The organism is Streptomyces sp. NPDC044571, from assembly GCF_040647115.1.
In the GTDB taxonomy this organism is placed as follows: Bacteria; Actinomycetota; Actinomycetes; order Streptomycetales; family Streptomycetaceae; genus Streptomyces.
On the sequence record NZ_JBEZBN010000018.1, the window covers coordinates 44,749 to 59,589 of the forward strand.

Annotated in this window: 20 protein-coding genes; all 20 read right to left on the minus strand. The window is 71.2% G+C overall.

Going from position 1 to position 14,841, the window contains the following annotated elements; genetic code table 11:
• Window positions 1-163: 163 nt before the first annotated feature.
• The 20 genes from AB0B01_RS12280 to AB0B01_RS12375 all read right to left on the minus strand — a co-directional run bounded on the left by AB0B01_RS12280 (window position 164) and on the right by AB0B01_RS12375 (window position 14,777).
• Complete coding sequence (locus tag AB0B01_RS12280) at window positions 164-652, minus strand: hypothetical protein (RefSeq protein WP_361716353.1); 489 nt, start codon at window positions 650-652, stop codon at window positions 164-166.
• A 3-nt stretch (window positions 653-655) separates the two neighbouring features.
• Window positions 656-1,492 carry a histone-like nucleoid-structuring protein Lsr2 gene (locus AB0B01_RS12285; RefSeq protein WP_361716356.1) on the minus strand — a complete coding sequence of 279 codons (837 nt, stop codon included), beginning with the start codon at window positions 1,490-1,492 and terminating at the stop codon, window positions 656-658.
• Window positions 1,493-1,494: 2 nt separating this feature from the next.
• Window positions 1,495-2,055 (minus strand): WhiB family transcriptional regulator, encoded by a 561-nt coding sequence (locus tag AB0B01_RS12290; RefSeq protein WP_361716359.1) that lies wholly within the window; start codon window positions 2,053-2,055, stop codon window positions 1,495-1,497.
• Window positions 2,052-2,510, minus strand: a complete 459-nt coding sequence (locus AB0B01_RS12295) for a hypothetical protein (RefSeq protein ID WP_361716362.1) — start codon at window positions 2,508-2,510, stop codon at window positions 2,052-2,054. The genes AB0B01_RS12290 and AB0B01_RS12295 overlap by 4 nt, the downstream gene beginning before the upstream one ends.
• Window positions 2,507-3,187, minus strand: coding sequence for a GGDEF domain-containing protein (locus AB0B01_RS12300; RefSeq protein ID WP_361716365.1), 681 nt, complete (start codon window positions 3,185-3,187; stop codon window positions 2,507-2,509). The genes AB0B01_RS12295 and AB0B01_RS12300 overlap by 4 nt, the downstream gene beginning before the upstream one ends.
• A gap of 88 nt (window positions 3,188-3,275) precedes the next feature.
• Window positions 3,276-3,539 carry a hypothetical protein gene (locus AB0B01_RS12305; protein ID WP_361716368.1) on the minus strand — a complete coding sequence of 88 codons (264 nt, stop codon included), beginning with the start codon at window positions 3,537-3,539 and terminating at the stop codon, window positions 3,276-3,278.
• A gap of 79 nt (window positions 3,540-3,618) precedes the next feature.
• Window positions 3,619-4,830, minus strand: coding sequence for a serine/threonine-protein kinase (locus AB0B01_RS12310; protein WP_361716371.1), 1,212 nt, complete (start codon window positions 4,828-4,830; stop codon window positions 3,619-3,621).
• Window positions 4,831-5,198: 368 nt separating this feature from the next.
• Window positions 5,199-5,816 carry a hypothetical protein gene (locus tag AB0B01_RS12315; RefSeq protein WP_361716374.1) on the minus strand — a complete coding sequence of 206 codons (618 nt, stop codon included), beginning with the start codon at window positions 5,814-5,816 and terminating at the stop codon, window positions 5,199-5,201.
• Window positions 5,817-5,899: 83 nt separating this feature from the next.
• Window positions 5,900-6,598: a hypothetical protein gene (locus AB0B01_RS12320; protein ID WP_361716377.1), complete on the minus strand. Its 699-nt coding sequence runs from the start codon at window positions 6,596-6,598 to the stop codon at window positions 5,900-5,902.
• A 96-nt stretch (window positions 6,599-6,694) separates the two neighbouring features.
• Window positions 6,695-7,075, minus strand: coding sequence for a hypothetical protein (locus AB0B01_RS12325; protein ID WP_361716380.1), 381 nt, complete (start codon window positions 7,073-7,075; stop codon window positions 6,695-6,697).
• A 110-nt stretch (window positions 7,076-7,185) separates the two neighbouring features.
• Window positions 7,186-7,761, minus strand: coding sequence for a hypothetical protein (locus AB0B01_RS12330; RefSeq protein ID WP_361716383.1), 576 nt, complete (start codon window positions 7,759-7,761; stop codon window positions 7,186-7,188).
• Window positions 7,762-7,861: 100 nt separating this feature from the next.
• Window positions 7,862-8,332, minus strand: a complete 471-nt coding sequence (locus AB0B01_RS12335) for a Pycsar system effector family protein (RefSeq protein WP_361716386.1) — start codon at window positions 8,330-8,332, stop codon at window positions 7,862-7,864.
• A gap of 99 nt (window positions 8,333-8,431) precedes the next feature.
• Complete coding sequence (locus AB0B01_RS12340; protein WP_361716389.1) at window positions 8,432-9,028, minus strand: hypothetical protein; 597 nt, start codon at window positions 9,026-9,028, stop codon at window positions 8,432-8,434.
• Window positions 9,025-9,258, minus strand: a complete 234-nt coding sequence (locus AB0B01_RS12345) for a hypothetical protein (RefSeq protein ID WP_361716392.1) — start codon at window positions 9,256-9,258, stop codon at window positions 9,025-9,027. The genes AB0B01_RS12340 and AB0B01_RS12345 overlap by 4 nt, the downstream gene beginning before the upstream one ends.
• A 128-nt stretch (window positions 9,259-9,386) precedes the next feature.
• The gene (locus AB0B01_RS12350; RefSeq protein WP_361716395.1) at window positions 9,387-9,827 is read right to left on the minus strand and encodes an RRQRL motif-containing zinc-binding protein; all 441 of its coding nucleotides are present in this window, start codon (window positions 9,825-9,827) and stop codon (window positions 9,387-9,389) included.
• Window positions 9,811-10,308: a hypothetical protein gene (locus AB0B01_RS12355; RefSeq protein ID WP_361716398.1), complete on the minus strand. Its 498-nt coding sequence runs from the start codon at window positions 10,306-10,308 to the stop codon at window positions 9,811-9,813. The genes AB0B01_RS12350 and AB0B01_RS12355 overlap by 17 nt, the downstream gene beginning before the upstream one ends.
• A 138-nt stretch (window positions 10,309-10,446) precedes the next feature.
• Window positions 10,447-10,584, minus strand: a complete 138-nt coding sequence (locus tag AB0B01_RS12360; RefSeq protein ID WP_361716401.1) for a hypothetical protein — start codon at window positions 10,582-10,584, stop codon at window positions 10,447-10,449.
• Between the two features lie 36 nt (window positions 10,585-10,620).
• Window positions 10,621-12,018 carry a DUF2637 domain-containing protein gene (locus tag AB0B01_RS12365; protein WP_361716404.1) on the minus strand — a complete coding sequence of 466 codons (1,398 nt, stop codon included), beginning with the start codon at window positions 12,016-12,018 and terminating at the stop codon, window positions 10,621-10,623.
• Window positions 12,019-12,198: 180 nt separating this feature from the next.
• Entirely contained in the window at window positions 12,199-14,325 is a 2,127-nt protein-coding gene (locus AB0B01_RS12370; protein WP_361716407.1) for a hypothetical protein, read from the minus strand.
• Window positions 14,325-14,777 carry a hypothetical protein gene (locus AB0B01_RS12375; protein ID WP_361716410.1) on the minus strand — a complete coding sequence of 151 codons (453 nt, stop codon included), beginning with the start codon at window positions 14,775-14,777 and terminating at the stop codon, window positions 14,325-14,327. Before AB0B01_RS12375 ends, AB0B01_RS12370 begins: the two co-directional genes overlap by 1 nt.
• Window positions 14,778-14,841: the final 64 nt, after the last annotated feature.

The following is a 14,841-nucleotide window of genomic DNA, read 5'->3' on the forward strand; positions in this document are numbered from 1 at the left end:
CTGCTCGTGGAGGGCCGGGCAGCGGCCGCCCGGGGTGCGTCAGGCCGCAGTGGCCCGTGCACTCGCAGCGGCCGCCTGCCCGCTCGAACCGGATCCGCGCGCTGATCTCGTTCCAGTCGCGCGGGTACCGGTGCAGGTTCTCGGGACGGATGGGCACGGCGGCTCACTCGCCGTCGGCGGCCTGGCGGTGCTCGAAGGCTTCGAACAGTTCGCCCAGGTCGTTCGGCTCGGGTGCGGTGCCGACCCAGTCGCCGGTCTCAGTGAACACCTCCACGTCGGTGGTGTCGGCGTCGAACCAGCAGACGTACGGCCCGTACCGATGGATGACCGCCGTGGCGACGGCGGCCGGGTCGGACAGCTGCGGCGCGGTCTCCAGCACGGCGAGCGTGTTGACGGCCAGCCACATCGGCTCGTCCGGCGTGCGAGGGAGCCGGAGGTAGCCGGTGACGCGGAGCTTGTCGCCGGGGACCAGGTCGTGGATGACCGCGTGCGCCAGCTCCGGGTCGGCGACGCTGCACGGCAGGATCATCTCGTCCGTGCGCTCGTCCGTCGGGGAGACGGTGAGCCGGAACCGTGCCGTGCTGCCGTGCAGGTCGCCGGGCACGGTCTCTTCGTCCAGGAAGCCGTCCAGGGCTATCGGGTCGGTGTCCACGGGTCAGCCGGCCTTCCGGACCGGCGCCTGGTGGGCGGCGTCGTACGCCTCCACGATCCGCTTGGGCACCATGCCCTGGTCGGCGACCTGGTGGCCGTGCTCGCGCGCCCACGTCCTGATGGCGGCGAGCTCCTCCCGGGTGCGGCCGCTGCCCAGGCCCGCCCGGATCGGGGTGGGCGCGGTGGCGGCCGCCGTGGTGCGGGTGCTGGCCTTCACAGTGCGCAGCTCCTCCTGCGCCTTCTCCAGTTCGGCGCGTGCCTTGGCGACCTTCTCTTCGGCCTCGCGCTGTGCGGCCTCGCTGTCGCGGCGATCGGTCAGCTCGGAGAGGTCGGCGGTGATGCGGGCGGCGCGGCTGCGGACCGAGGCGGCCGGGTGCGCGGCCGCCCAGTCGAGCAGCTTCTGCATCTCGTTGGGGACGGCCAGCGGGATGGCCGGGACGTCGATGGCCGGGGCGGCGGCCGCGCGGGGCAGTCCGAGGACCCGGTCCGCAATGAGGTCGCTGAGCTCGGTCTCGCTCAGGCCGGTGGCCTCGCGGATGGCCTGCTCGCTGTCGCCGTTGTTGTGCATGGAGATCGCCATGGCCTCGTGCGCGGACAGGGCCGGGGCGGCGGGGGTGTTCGTCATGGTGGGTGCGTCTCCGGTTTCCGGGATGAGGGGGAGCAGGGCGGTGAGGGTGTCGGTGTCGGTGGGCAGCCCGAGGACGTCCAGGAGCAGCGCCATGTCGTCCTTGTTGCGGGAGCTGCGGGCGGTGGCCCGGGCCGCGGCGGCGAGCTGCTGCGCCGGGTTCGGGTCCAGGGGCAGTGCTTCGGCCTCGAGGGCTTCGGTCCAGTCGGTGAACACGGTCAGGCCGCCTTGCCGCTGGCGACCAGCTCCAGCACGCGCCGGTTGGACGCCGCCTGCGCCGCGGTGATCGGTTCCTTCCAGCGGTTGTACGGCGCGGGCCGGGTGGGGATGCCCTCCAGCTCGAGTCGGGCGAGGGCCAGTTCGCCGAGGGTCGGCGGGACGACGCGCGCCGCGCGCCGCCGCTCACGTCGGCGGCGGTCCTGTTCGGCGACGACGCCGACCCAGTCGTCCCCGAGGCGCGCGGTGAGCTGCTTGCGCAGCTGCGTGCGGTCGCGGGCGGTGGTGGCCGCCCACACCCCGGTCTTCGTCAGGTCGGGGTTGGCCAGCGCCCACTTCAGGCAGTCCTTGACGATCGGGCAGCCGGAGCAGGCGTGCTTGGCCTTGATGAGCGTCTTGTCACGGGCGCGGGGGTCTTCGTCGGTGTTGTGGATGTCCTCGATCGAGAACAGGCCGGGCTCTGTGCGGCAGCGCAGGGCCTGGTCGGTGTGGGGGAAGGGGATCCGGTCGTCGGCCGCGATGAACGTCGGCGGCTGCGGGACGCAGGTGCGGTTGCCGCTCATGAGGTGCCCTCCGGAGCGAGGTGGGGGAGCTGGAGGAGGACCTGGTCCACGAGGTCCTGGGGCGGGCGCCACGGTCCGAGCTGGCCGTTGAGCCACGGGATGGGGAGCGCGAGCTCCTGGATGTCGGCGAGGACGAGGTGGAACGCGTCGGGCTGCGCCCACTTCGAGCAGGGGGCGGTGCCGGCGGCGTCGTGGTGGCAGTCGGTGAGGCGGGCGACGCCGATGACGGCCCGGGTGTGCAGGGCGCGGTCGCGGATCGCGGTGGCGACCAGCGGGTCGTGCATCGGGGCTCGCTCGGTGGCTGCTCCGGCGTGCAGCAGCAGCCAGCCGCGCCAGGACCAGGGGGCTGGGCGGTTCTCCACGTTCTTCCCGGCGAGGATGCAGGTCGTCCAGGGCTGGCGGATCGTGATGCCCCGGATCCAGGTGCCCGGGTCGGCGGTGTTGGTCTCGTTCATGCCGCCTGTCCCAGGGAGTGGGTGCCCGGCCGTCCGGCGCGGCGGCCGTTGATGGATGGCACGGCGGCGTGCTGCGGTCCGGCGAGGACGGCGCGGCCGGTGTGCTTGCCCGCGTACATCGCAGCGTCGGCGGCTCGCAGAAGCAGGCCCGGGTCCTTCGTACCGAGGACGCCGGGGGAAGCAGCGCCGATCGACGCGGCGACGTCGACCAGGGCGCCGTCGTCGACCTCAACGGGCTGCGCGAGCAACTGCGTGAGCTGGGCGAGACGGATCTCGCGGCGGGCGGCTCCGATCCGGACCGCGACGGCGAACTCGTCGCCCCCGAGCCGGCCGACCGCCCCGCGGCGGCCTGCCCAGGCCGTGAGGCGCTGCGCGGTCGCGGCCAGGACGCGGTCGCCGGCAGCGTGCCCGCCGGGTCCGTCGTTGATCGCCTTGAAGTGGTCCAGGTCCACCAGGGCCACCAGGGCGTTGTCGCCATACCGGTCGGTGATCTGCCGGGCCTTGGCGGTGTACCCGTCGCGTCCGAGCAAACCGGTGAGCGGGTCGCGGCGGGCGGCGGACAGCTTCCGGTGCAGCGCGAGCGCATGCACGGTCCAGCCGGTGAGCGGCACAGCGAGCGTGGTGATGATGAGAGCGCGTTGCCCGAGCGGGGCCTGTACGCGCACGGTGGAGGCCATACTGGTCTCTCCCTCTCGTCTTGTACGGGATGGGTGGCCCGAGGCAGGCGACGGTTTCCACACCTGGTGCGCCTGCCTCGGGGCGTATCTACAGCTCGTAGGGTTTCGTGCGGGTCCAGCTGTCTGGGTTGGACCAGCGGCCGGCCTTCGCCGCCGCCCAGTCCAGCTCCCAGCCGTCGCGGACACCGCGCGCTCCCCAGCCCCCGTCCTGCTGTCCGGGGATTTCGAGTCCGGCCTGCCGCGCGGCATTCGCCGCGTCGTAGACCTGGTGGGCGCGGGCCAGGGCCTCGTCGACCGAGGACGCCTTGCCGGTGAAGAGGTGCACATGTGACTGAGCAGGCCAGTTGGCCACTCTGAGCGTCACAGTTGGCCGCAGGTCAAGCTGGGAGAATGCCAGCAGGGATCCGTGAGGTAGGGACGGCTGGACTCGCTCACCACAAACCGCTGGTTCTCTGCCCGAGCAGGAGCAGGAGGGCGAGGATGAAGAGGCCGACTCTGAGTCTGGGGCTGATCCCGTAGGTTGGCTGCCCTCTCCACAAGAAGAGTGTCGCCGCAAGGCTGACACAGGCGGCCGTGGTGAGGCTGTACAGGAGGAGTAGACCCGGCTCGTCTACGATCATTCCAACTTCGACGCCGTGGTAGTGATCCATGGCGGCGAGTACGACAGCGGTCACGGTGCACAGGAGTGTGGCAATCAGCCGCCAGATACGCCCTTCCGCTGCCGGTTGGTCAGGCAGCCTGGGCAGCGATTCCGCGAACGTACCGACCAGCGGTTGACTCTTGGGAGCGCGCCGCCTTGGTGTGGGGCCGGCGGTGGCGGTGCGGAGCATAGCCAGGGCGCTGTCGATGGTCGGGCGGTCCTCAGGCTCCTTGGCGAGCAGAGCGGTGATCAACCGTGCTAGCGCAGGATCCGCCCGCTTCGGCGGCGGTGGGTCGTACACCGCCACTGCGGCTGCGGTGGCGGTCAGGGTGTCCCGCCGGAAGGGAGACACTCCCTCCACCATCTCGTACAGGGTTGCCCCCAGCGAGAAGAGATCCCCTGAACCATGCTCCTTGACACCCTTGAGACGCTCCGGAGCCATGTACTCGACCGAGCCGATGACCGTTCCGGTCTCGGTGAGACCTCTGGTGTCGGTCTCGTGTACGGCGATGCCGAAATCGGTGAGTAGAACGTGATCGTCTGCAGCCAGCATCACATTGGCGGGCTTGAGGTCGCGATGCACGACGCCGGCCTCATGGGCAGCCTTTAGCGCCTTCAGCAGCGCGACGGCCACCTCGGCTACCTGCGGGGCGGCGAGTGGACCGTCGGCGCGCAGGCGCTCGCCCAGGGAGCAGCCGTCGACAAGACGCATCACTATCCAGGGGCTGCCGTCCTCGATCACCACGTCGTGGACGGCGACGATGTGGGGATGGTCGCGCAGCTTGGCAGCGTTGCGGGCTTCACGTGCGGCCCGGACCACGTGCTTGTGGTGCTCGTGTTGGGATCCCGACGGCTGCGGCAGCCGCACTTCCTTGACCGCCACGTCCACATCCAGGGCTTCGTCGTGCGCCCGCCAGACTCGCCCGAAGCCACCGCTTCCGAGCTCCTGGAGGAGCCGATAGCGGCCGCCGAGGATGCGTTCTTGGTGTTCCTGGGTCCCCAAAGCCCCTCGCCTTCAGGTGAGTTCACCACCCGGGAAGCTCCCGGAGCTTGTGAAAGTAGAGCGTACGGAGCGGCACACCGAGGATCAACGACGAGGCAGTGAAGATCCCCGAAGCGACACACACCCAGCACATCGGCACTGAGGGTCAAAGCGGCCAACTGAAGTGCGCATCGGCTAACTGAGGCGTCAGTCACACACACCGTGCTGGGCCCGGCTGCTGTCGTGTATCGGGACGTCAACCTCGTAGAACTCCAGGTGCGGCATGACGCCCTCTCCTTCCTGTCGCTGGTCGTGGCGGAACACCGCGACCGCCCCGGCCGGGAAGGGCCGGGGCGGCACGGAGGAACGCCGCGCTGGCGCGGTAGGGGTCAGCGGTTCGCGGCCGCTGTGTCCTCGCGGGCGGCGGCGGCTTCGGCCTGCCGGTTCTGCCGGATGACCTTCCCGACGATCTGCCCGGTGGCCTTCTCGGCTTGGGCCTCCATCTCCGCTTCGACCCGGTACAGGCTGCGGACCTTGCCCTTGGACAGGACGTGGGTGCCCATCTCGTGCCGGGTCAGGGCGATGCGCCGCTCCAGCGAGCCCTTGCGGCACAGCTGGTCGACCTCCACGAACGCCCAGACCAGCGTCGCGCCGATCTCGCGCGGGCGGCGGCGCAGCCGCTTGGCGTTGATCAGGACGCGGATCGTGTTCTTCGGGGCGATCACGGTGACGGAGTACAGGTCATGGGGCTTGGCGGTGAAGCTGAGGAGCTTCTCCGCGTAGACCTTCTCCGGGATGCCCGCGGCTGCGCCCTGCGCCGTGGCGGCGAGGGCGGGGATCTTCTTGGGGGAGGTGACCACCACTTCCACGGCGGTCAGCGGGCGCCGGCCGAAGTGCTCCTTCACTAGGCGCTGCGCGGTGGTGACGGTGTCGTTGATGTCGGCGGTCAGGCTGCGGGAAGTGAACAGGCCGTCGCGGATAACGGTGATCTGAGTGGGCTGCGACATGCGGGAGGGCCTTCCGGTTCGAGGGGCTGAGGGGCCACCGCACCGCCCCGGTCACGTGGGGCCGGGGCGGAACGGGTAGCCCGTCAGGCTTCGAGGGCCTTGAGGTGGTTGTCCAGCTCGGTGATCGAGACCTTGTGCTCGTCTGCGTCCCCGCTGTCGACGGCCGCCGGGACGGCCGGAAGGCCGGCGGCGCGGGCGGCGAGGTGGTGGCGAATCTGCTCCATGCCGGTGATGGTCACCGGCTGCTCGCCGTCGCCGGTCAGCAGCGTGAAGCGGTGCTCGCGGCCGTACTTGCCCAGCTCGCTGCGGTGGTGGAGCCAGACGCCGGGGGCGAGGTAGAAGGACGCTTCGCCGTCCTCGTAGCCGCGCCACCGGTCCTCGTCCCGCAGGAAGTCGTCGCCGTTGTCGATGCGGAAGGCGGCGCTGGCGGCGCGGTGTGCGGCGTCCTCCTCGGTCGCGGTGATGACCTGTAAGAGGGCCTCCTCCAGCGTGGCGGCCGGGGCCGGGGCCGACCGGCGAGTGGAGGACAGCGGGCTGCGGGTCCGCATCAGCCGGCGCATCGGGGCGAGGACGAGTTCGGCGAGCCCGTCGATGGCGACGGCCCCGACGACGGCGACCGCTCCGGCGAACAGGATGCGGGTTCCGTCCGTCCAGCCGGTGGGGGCGAGCTGGTAGCCGAGGTAGGCGCCGACCGCGCCGCCGATCAGCGCGGACGCCATGCTCGCGCCTTCGATCGTCGAGTTGGCGACGGTGTTGGCCGTCTGACGCAGGGTTGCGGTCATGATGTTGGGGCTCCTTCTTCTGTCAGTGCGCTCTGGGAGGGGAGGGGGCGTTGCTCCGGGGCGGCCGGGTTCGATGCCTGCGGCTGCCCCGGGCGCTCAACTGGCCGCGTGGAGTGCGGCGGTGGTGCGGACGGTCTCGGCGAGCAGCACGGTCATCTCGTGGCCGTGGTCGACGGCGTCCTCCAGGCGCTCGATGAGCTCTGGGGGCAGGCCCCGGTTGCGGGCGCCGACCAGCAGGCCCTCGAGGTAGAGGACGTCGGCGAGGACGCGGCCGCGGACGTCCAGGACGCAGGGCTGCACGTGCAGGGCGTCGGTGTTCTTCGCGGTGGCGAGGGCCGCGTGGTCGGCGGCCTCGGTGTACGCGGTCTCGCTCTGCTCGGTGAGCAGCTCGTCGACGGCGGTGGTGTCGGCGTAGGCGCGGCGCCAGCCGAAGCGGACGGCAGCGACTTCCATGAGGGAGCGGCGGGCGAGGGACACGGTGACCTCCGAGGGAGGGCCGGTCGTCCGGTCTCGGCTGACCGGGCGGACACCGCGCGACCCCGGCCGCCAGGGAGGCCGGCGGGCCGGGGGCGCACGGAGAGCGCCGGTCAGTTCTCCGGGAGGCGGCGTGCGTAGTACGAGATGTGGTCGCTGTACTGGCTGCGCTCGATGCGCAGGATCTCCGGCTGGTCGACGGCCAGCTGCTTGAGCGCGCCCACGATCCAGTCGTTGGAGCGCTGGAGGGTGAGGCGGAGCAGGTCCAGGTCGCACAGCCACAGCTGCATGTCCTCGTCCCGGCGGCGGGCGTTGCCGACCCAGGTGTGCAGCCGCTCGCGGACGGTGTCGTCGTCCGGGCGGGCGGGGATGTCGCGGGGCAGCGCCCGGCAGGTCGTGGCGTGTTCGTTGGCGACCTTCGCGGCGTCGGCGAGGTTGTAGCGCGTGTTGTAGGTGCGCTTCCCGTCTCTCGCGGTGGCGTAGTGGCAGCCGAGGCAGGCGATCGAGTAGTAGGTGCCGTGGGGGCCGTCGTCGGTGGTGTAGACGAGGACGACCGCGTGCGCCTGGTTGTAGTACCGCTGGGCGATGGTGACGCCTTCGGGCTTCCAGGTCTCGCCGATCTCGGGCCACGGCTCGGGGGCCGGCGGTTCGACGGGCTCGGGGCGGCGGGTGAAAAGGGTGAGGGCCATGGGGGCTACTCCTTGGCGGTGTCGGTGCGGTGGGCGTGCCGGGCGGCGACGGTGGCCGCCAAGGCGATGAGGACCAGGGCGAGCGCGTACGGCCAGCTGTTCATCCGGTGACCGCGAGGACGGCGGCGACCAGGAGCAGGGCGAGCGCGGCGAGGATCGTGTCGACCGCGCGGGCCAGGCGCTGGTACTTGGCGACCGCGATGGTGGCCAGGATCTTGATGCGGGCGGCGCGGGTGTCGGTGTCCATGGAGGCCCGGATGGCGTCCGCGTCCAGCTGCGCCCAGTGCGGGAACGAGCCGGGTGCCGGGGTGCGGCCTCCGAGGTTGGGCCGCACGACCAGGAGCAGCAGCACGGAGGCGGCCGCGAGCGTGAGGCCGGCGGCGCCGCCGATGAGCTGGGCGGGCAGCGGCAGCTTCTTGTCGGCGAGGCTGGCGAGTCCGGCGAGGACCGCGCCGTCGAACGCGAGCAGCAGGGACGCCTTGTTGTCGGTGCGGCCGATCTCCGTGGTGACGGCGGAGCAGGCCGCGTCCAGGTTCTTGTCCGTCATGGCGGGCTCGGTGCTGACGGTCATGGCCGCCTCCCCTTTTCCGGCCGGGCACGCTGTCCGGCTCCCCGTCACCACCCGGCCCGCGCGGTGGCGGGGCGGGTGGATCAGGCAGCCGCCAGAGCGTCAGCGGGCGGGGTGGTTGTGGTTGTGGATGTGGATGTTGATGAGCGGACGCAGGGACAGGCCGCGCAGCGCGAAGAAGGAGCCGATGGTCCAGGCGAGGACGGCCAGGGCGGTGGCGACGGGGCGGCCTGCGGCGGGGGAGGCGTCCCACACCATCAGCACCGAGCAGACGCCGTGCGCGATCCAGGTCAGCCGGGCCCCGACCGCGCCGGTGAACCAGGCCAGGGCCAGGGAGGCGATGCCGACGCCCTGCCAGATGACGAACGCGCTGGAGGCCGTCAGCGGGAGGCCGGCGGTGTGCGCGGTCAGGTAGGCGTGGACGGGGTCGGCGATGGTGGCGGTCGACTGGGTGAACCAGGACCAGTCCTGGTGGTGGGACCAGTCGATCACCTTCGGCACGCCCCACTTGAGGGTGAGGATCACCGCGATGATGCCGACGACGGCGAAGGCGGCGATGGCGCCGGGCGGAACGTCGGCGGTGGTGCGGATCGGCTCGGTCTGTGGCGCGGCCGGCTGCCGGGGGCGGGGGATGCGCTGGCTGTCATCGATGGTCGTCAGCGGCGGGACTGCGGGGTCGGGCTTGTGGGGCTCGGTCACCGGTGGTTCTCCTTCGCGGTGGTCGACGGCGTCGCGGACGGGGTGACGCTGTGGGCGGGGCGGGCAGGGCCGTGCTGGTCGTGGTTGGCGGCGCCGCTGCTCGCCCCGCACAGCTGCCAGCCGAGGAAGATCCCGGCGATCAGTGCGCCCTGGTGGCGGTGGGCCTTCCACCAGGTGGGCGGTGCGGGTTCGGTCAGGACGCCGATCACGGCGGGCGGCTTCTCCGCCATCGGGGGTGGGCTCTCCCAGGCACAGGGGACAAGGTCGTGTGCGAGGGGCTGGTCTGCCCGGCTCCCCGTCACCACCCGGGCCGCATGGCGCGGTACGGGTGGATCAGGCAGCCGTCAGGGGTGAACGGTCATGCGGCGGCGGCCAGGTGGCCGCTGCTGGAGTGCATGTAGCTGCCGGGCGCGGCCGGGGTGCCGTCGTAGCACTCCAGGCACGAGCCGAGGGTGCGTAAAGGGAGGCAGTGGTAGTACCGGCGCGAGCACTTCGGGCAGGTCTGCCGGGCGGCCATCGCCTTGTCGAGCGCGACTTCCTTGGCGAAGGTCATCGGCCGTATCGGCTTGGCCTTGGCGATCTCGTACAGGTAGGCCATGCGCTTGCCGCCCCGGCACTCGATGACGGCGACCGGGTCCTGGCCGCCGGGCCGTAAGCGTCGCTCCCTGAGTTGCCGTCTGGTCGCGAGCCCTTTCGGGGCCTGCCTCCAGCGGTGTACGGGGAGGGCGCCGGTGGGGTCGGCGTAGATGTCGACGTCCCGGACGGCCGGCGGGGACGCAGCTTCAGCGGCGGCGGCCACGGTTGTGCCCGCGGCCGGTGTGGACCTGCACCTTGGCGCGGCCCCGGGCGTTGACGTTGATCGAGCCGCCGCCCCGGCCGGGGCCGGTGGCGAGCATCTTCAGCAGGACGAAGCCGACCAGGGCGACGCCGGCGATGATGGCGAGCGCCTTGGCGAGCTCGAGGATGGCGGCGGCCAGGAAGTAGATGCCGACCCCGGCGATGCCGACGATGACCGCGACCAGCGCGGCCTTCACCAGGAGCGGGGAGACGTAGGGCTGCGGGGCCGGGGCGGGCGGCGCCGTGTAGTAGGCGACCGGGTGGCCGTTCGGGCCGGGCATCACCACGACGCCGTCCAGGCCGGCGGTCGGCGGGTAGACGACCGCGCCCTGGGGGAGCGGGATGACGTGCTGGCCGTACGCGGGGACGGGCTGCTGTCCGTACTGGGGCGGCAGCGGCTCGGGGTAGTAGGTGGGCTGGGGCTGCTCGCCGTATGACGGCATGATGGGGTCTCTCCTCTGCTTGGGGAGCTCGGGCGAATGTCATTTGGCGTGAGATCGCCCGGGGAGGCTTCGGCCTCTTCACCGGCCCCCGAGGTGCTTGATTCATCTCGGGGGCCAGTGGAGCCGTCGAAGCGACGCTCAGTCCGCGGCGCGTCCGTACCGGGTGGGCAGCAGCGGTTCGCTGCGGGACAAGATCGTCGGCGGGTGGCCGGGTTCGGCCGCAGGCAGCTCGATCGGCTCGGCCGGCTGCTCGGTGAAGTCGAACGTGAACTCCACGGCGCTCTCCTCTTCTTCCTTATGCGCCATCGGGCGCTACGCGGTCTCTTCCAGGACGAGCTCGCCGTTGGCGATCTCCTCGTTGAGCAGATCGGCGATCGCCTGGAGCGTCTCGGTCTTGCCGGGAAGGCCGGCGGCCTTGAGCGAGCGACGCGAGACCTTGCCGGACCCGGCGCGGATGATGCCGCGCGCGAGGTCCCGGGCTTCGGCGAGCTTGATGTCGTCGATGTCCGGGCGCGCGGGCGGGACCTGGTGCTCACGGGCGCGGGCGTTGGCCCCCTGAATGAAGTCCGTCTCGGGGGTGCGGCCCTCGGGGAGGGGTCCGAAGGTGTCCGCGTGCTGGGGGCCGGGGCCGGTGGTGGGGGCCGCCGACTCGCTGGTGGTCCCCTCCGTGTCCTCGTGGTCCCCGTCGGTGGTCCCCGCCGGGGCGGGGTGGTCCCCCTCGGTGGCGGGTTCGGCGGGGACCTTCACAGTGACGGTCCCCGGCGTGTGGGCGCGTGCGGCGGCGGTCCCGGCGGTGCGGGAGCCGGTCTCCTCGCTGGTGAGGGGGCCGGGCAGTGCTGCGGTCCCCGCCGGGGCGGGGACCGGCTGAGCCGGGGCGGGGGCCAGGGCGGGGACCATGGTCCCCGGCGCGGGGGCCAGTTCGGGGGCCATCGCGCCGGAAGCGGGGACCGCCGGGGTCAGGGCGGGGGCCGGAAGCGCCGGGTGGTCCCCTGCGGTGGCGGGTGTGGTCCCCGCCGGGGTCCCGGTGAGCTCCAGAGCGAGGTCCAGCATCCCGCCACGCAGAGGCCACAGCTTCTCTTCGGGGGCCTTGCGGCGCCAGCCTCGCCCGAACTCCTTGCGGAGGTCCCCGATGGTCTTGCGGCGGTGCCTCTCCAGGACCAGGCCGGTCCGGTAGGAGCGGACCTCCCACAGGACCATCCGGCGCCAGATCCCGAAGGTGCCGATGGGGTCCAGGAACCAGCGGCTGAGCCGGATGCCGTCCATACGCCGGTTGGAGACCATGCCGGTACGGCGCCGCACCGCGTGCCTGACGCCCTCCATGAAGGCGATGAACAGCAGGGGCATCGCGGCGTGCATGCCCTGTCCGGTCACCCGGTCCTGCCAGGGCAGATCGGCGTCAACGGCCGCCATGTTGAACCAGATTGTTGCGGCTGTGAACGCCCAGGCGAGCCATCGCAAAGGGGCGAGGGGCATGTCGAGCTGCTCCAGGACCAGGTCGACCACCAGAAGGGCGAGAATGCCCAGGTCAACGCCGGTGGGGACGATCCAGGAGTGGGTGCCGAAGCCGTAGTCCTTGGCGACGGCGTCGACGGCGGCGAAGGAGCCATATCCGCCGAGGGCGGCGAGGCCGGCGAAGAAGACTCCGGCGACGCCGATGGCCCACTTCTGGGCCTTGGTGAAGGGCGGCGGCGCCTCGGTGCGGTCTGCCATATCGGTTACCTTCCGTAAGGTGCGCGGGGGTGCGGCGCGCACCGTGCGCGTAGGACAAATGGGTACGCATCAGACGGTGCGCGGTGAAGGTGCGCGGTCCCTACCTGGGGCGGGGACGGGTGCGCACGGTGCGCGGAGCCGCGCACCGTGCGAACTCCTCCTTGGTCACTCTCAGTTGATTCAGGAGAGAGGCGAGCGGAGGATGTCGTACTTGCCGAAGCCCTCGTCGGACTCGTCCTCGGAGATCACTCCGGCCTCGATGAGGGCATCGCGCTGGCGGTAGAACCAGCGCTTGGTGTCGCTGAGGTTGACCTTGATGACGATGTCGGTGACCTCGCGTGGAGCGAAGGAGTTTTTGCCCTCGCGAACCCACTGGTCGAGCCGCTCGTACAGAGCCTGGCGACCCTGGTCGCTGGTCAGCTTCTCGCTCTCCACGCCGCCCAGTTCGAAGACCGGGGCGTCGTCGGCGGGGGGCTCGGGCTCGTCCTCGATGCGCAGGTGGTCGTACTCGCCGGGCTCAGGGTCCTCGTCCAGCACGTTCTGCAGCATCTCGTTGAGCTCCTCGACCTCGCGCGCCATGGTCTCCTCGTCCACGTCGTCCATCTCCTCGTCCGGCGGGCCGGAGTAGGCCGGCGCCGCCGGGGCGGCCGGGGCGGCCGCCGTGACGGTGGAGGCCGGGGCCGCCTGCTGCGGGGTGTTCTCCTCTCCCTCCTCCTTGGGCAGCAGGGGGGCGTCGTACGTGGTGCGGTTGACGTACAGGTCGCCGAACGCCTCAGCGGTGATCGTGTCCAGCGGGGTGCGGATCGCGGCCCCGGCCGTGATGGCGTCGGCCTGGTCACGCTTGCTGGCCAGCTCGGTGCGGGCGGTGATGTGCCACCGGTCCTCCGGGATGCCCAGGCCCGCCGCATAGTGGTAACCCGGCTTGCGGTTGCCCCACTGCGGCCACGCACCGGCGTCGATCGCCTCATCCGGCAGGCAGTACTGCGCGTCGGCGCCGTCGCGGAGACCGAAGCACAGACCGGCCGGGCTGTTCGCGCGGGAGTCGGTGTCCATGTTGTTGTGCGTGGCGCGCTGGATGGAGGTCAGGATCCAGATGCCGGCGGCGCGCGCCGTGCGCAGGATCTTCTGGTAGTGCTCGTTATCGGCGGCGAAGTCCGCGGCCTCTTCACCGATGATCACCAGGAAGTTCAGGCCGCAGCCCGGCTCCCACTTGCTCATCCCCTTGGCGGCGAGGAAGTCGGTACGCTTCTCGATCGCGTTGGGCAGGAGCTTGAAGAACCGCCTCGCGGCGTCCTTCTTGTCGATCGGCCACTCGATGCCGTGCCGGACGTGTCCGAAGTCCTGCTGGAACTTCGAGCAGTCGATGGCGATCACACTGACCTCGGTGCGGGTGCAGCACTCGGTGATGATGAGCTGGTTGCCCTGGGTCTTGCCCGCGCCGTTCACGCCCATCGCGATGGCGTGTTCGACGTTGCCGTTGGACAGCGGGCCCGGGTCGCGGAGCATCCCGGTGAGGTTGAGCAAGACGTCTTCGCCGTCCTCGTAGCGGCCGGTGCGGATCGGGACGTCGCCGATGGACGCGCCGAACGCGGACGGGCCGCGCCAGGGGAAGCCCTCCTTGAGGAGGTCGGCGACCTGGACGCGCATGCTGATCAGGGAGGAGTCGTCATCGTCCACGGTGTGGGTGATGCGCCCCTTGCCGATCTTCAGGGCGGAGGCCAGGGCGGGGATCCTGCGGACCAGGTCGTCCGCGGTCGCCCCGTCCTTGGCCTCCACCTGCGCGATCACCGTGCCCTTGCCGTTGGACTTGGGCTCCTTGATCTCGTGCTTGGCCAGGCCGATCTCGGCCTCGAGCTTCTCCCACTTGCTGGCACCCTTCTCGGATCCCTTCTTGTGGAAGCTGGACCAGAGGTTGTTCGCCAAGGAGAGGCCAATGCCGCCCAGCGCCCAGGCGCCGGCGGTCGCGGCCGTGTCGACGCCGGTGATGGTGCCGAGGGTCGCGGCCGCGGTGACCGCGATGGTGTTGACCTGGTGCAGCCGGACGGTGTCCTTGTCCCGCTTGGCCTTGCTGTCCAGGTGACCGAGGAACTTGCACAGGCCGGCGCCGGTGCCCGCCATACCCAGGGTGGCCAAGGCGAGCGCGGCCGGGTTCCCGGCGACGGCCAGGTGGCCGCCCTCCACGAGGACGGGCCCCAGGGCGGTGATCGCCCAGGGCCCGATGATGCGGATCCGCCGGGAGCGATCCTGCTGCTGCTCGTCCTCGCTGCGGGTGTCGATGGACTTGGACTTCGAGAAGCGGCGTGCCATCAGGCGGCCCTCCCACCTTCGCCGGGCTTCCCGGCACCGTCGGACGGCTTGTCGCCGATGGAGAACCCGGGCTTCGACTTGCCCTTGCCCTTGCGGGCCTCGGCCTCGGCCTCCTGCTCGGGCTTGATGAAATGCTTGACGAAGGAGGCGTACATCTTCACGCCGGACAGCCCGAGCACCTTCGCGGCGGCGGCGCCGGCCTTGAGGTGGCCGCCGACCAGCTTGCCCCTGATCTTGCTCTGGAGGCCGAAGGTGTACCACTTGCCCTTGTACTGGGACAGGATCGCGCTGATCATGTCGGCGTCCATCCCCACGCGCATGTACAGCTCGAAGCCGATGGCGCGCAGGATCTTGGCGTAGTTGTAGAGGTCGCGGTCGGTCTTGAACTCGATGGCGTCCAGCTGCTTGATGAGCTGTCCGAGGTTCGAGCCGACCTTGTCGCCGTCACTCATGAACGGGTTGTCCTTCCTGTTGTGGTGGGGGGCTGTGCGGGCGGGGGCTCTGTCACCTCCCCGC

Bases quoted from the DNA above. Each gene is read 5' to 3' on its own strand.
- AB0B01_RS12290 (WP_361716359.1), bottom strand. From the start codon at position 2,055: ATGAGCGGCAACCGCACCTGCGTCCCGCAGCCGCCGACGTTCATCGCG.
- AB0B01_RS12295 (WP_361716362.1), bottom strand. From the start codon at position 2,510: ATGAACGAGACCAACACCGCCGACCCGGGCACCTGGATCCGGGGCATC.
- AB0B01_RS12300 (WP_361716365.1), bottom strand. From the start codon at position 3,187: ATGGCCTCCACCGTGCGCGTACAGGCCCCGCTCGGGCAACGCGCTCTC.
- AB0B01_RS12315 (WP_361716374.1), bottom strand. From the start codon at position 5,816: ATGTCGCAGCCCACTCAGATCACCGTTATCCGCGACGGCCTGTTCACT.
- AB0B01_RS12320 (WP_361716377.1), bottom strand. From the start codon at position 6,598: ATGACCGCAACCCTGCGTCAGACGGCCAACACCGTCGCCAACTCGACG.
- AB0B01_RS12330 (WP_361716383.1), bottom strand. From the start codon at position 7,761: ATGGCCCTCACCCTTTTCACCCGCCGCCCCGAGCCCGTCGAACCGCCG.
- AB0B01_RS12335 (WP_361716386.1), bottom strand. From the start codon at position 8,332: ATGACCGTCAGCACCGAGCCCGCCATGACGGACAAGAACCTGGACGCG.
- AB0B01_RS12345 (WP_361716392.1), bottom strand. From the start codon at position 9,258: ATGGCGGAGAAGCCGCCCGCCGTGATCGGCGTCCTGACCGAACCCGCA.
- AB0B01_RS12355 (WP_361716398.1), bottom strand. From the start codon at position 10,308: ATGCCGTCATACGGCGAGCAGCCCCAGCCCACCTACTACCCCGAGCCG.
- AB0B01_RS12365 (WP_361716404.1), bottom strand. From the start codon at position 12,018: ATGGCAGACCGCACCGAGGCGCCGCCGCCCTTCACCAAGGCCCAGAAG.
- AB0B01_RS12370 (WP_361716407.1), bottom strand. From the start codon at position 14,325: ATGGCACGCCGCTTCTCGAAGTCCAAGTCCATCGACACCCGCAGCGAG.
- AB0B01_RS12375 (WP_361716410.1), bottom strand. From the start codon at position 14,777: ATGAGTGACGGCGACAAGGTCGGCTCGAACCTCGGACAGCTCATCAAG.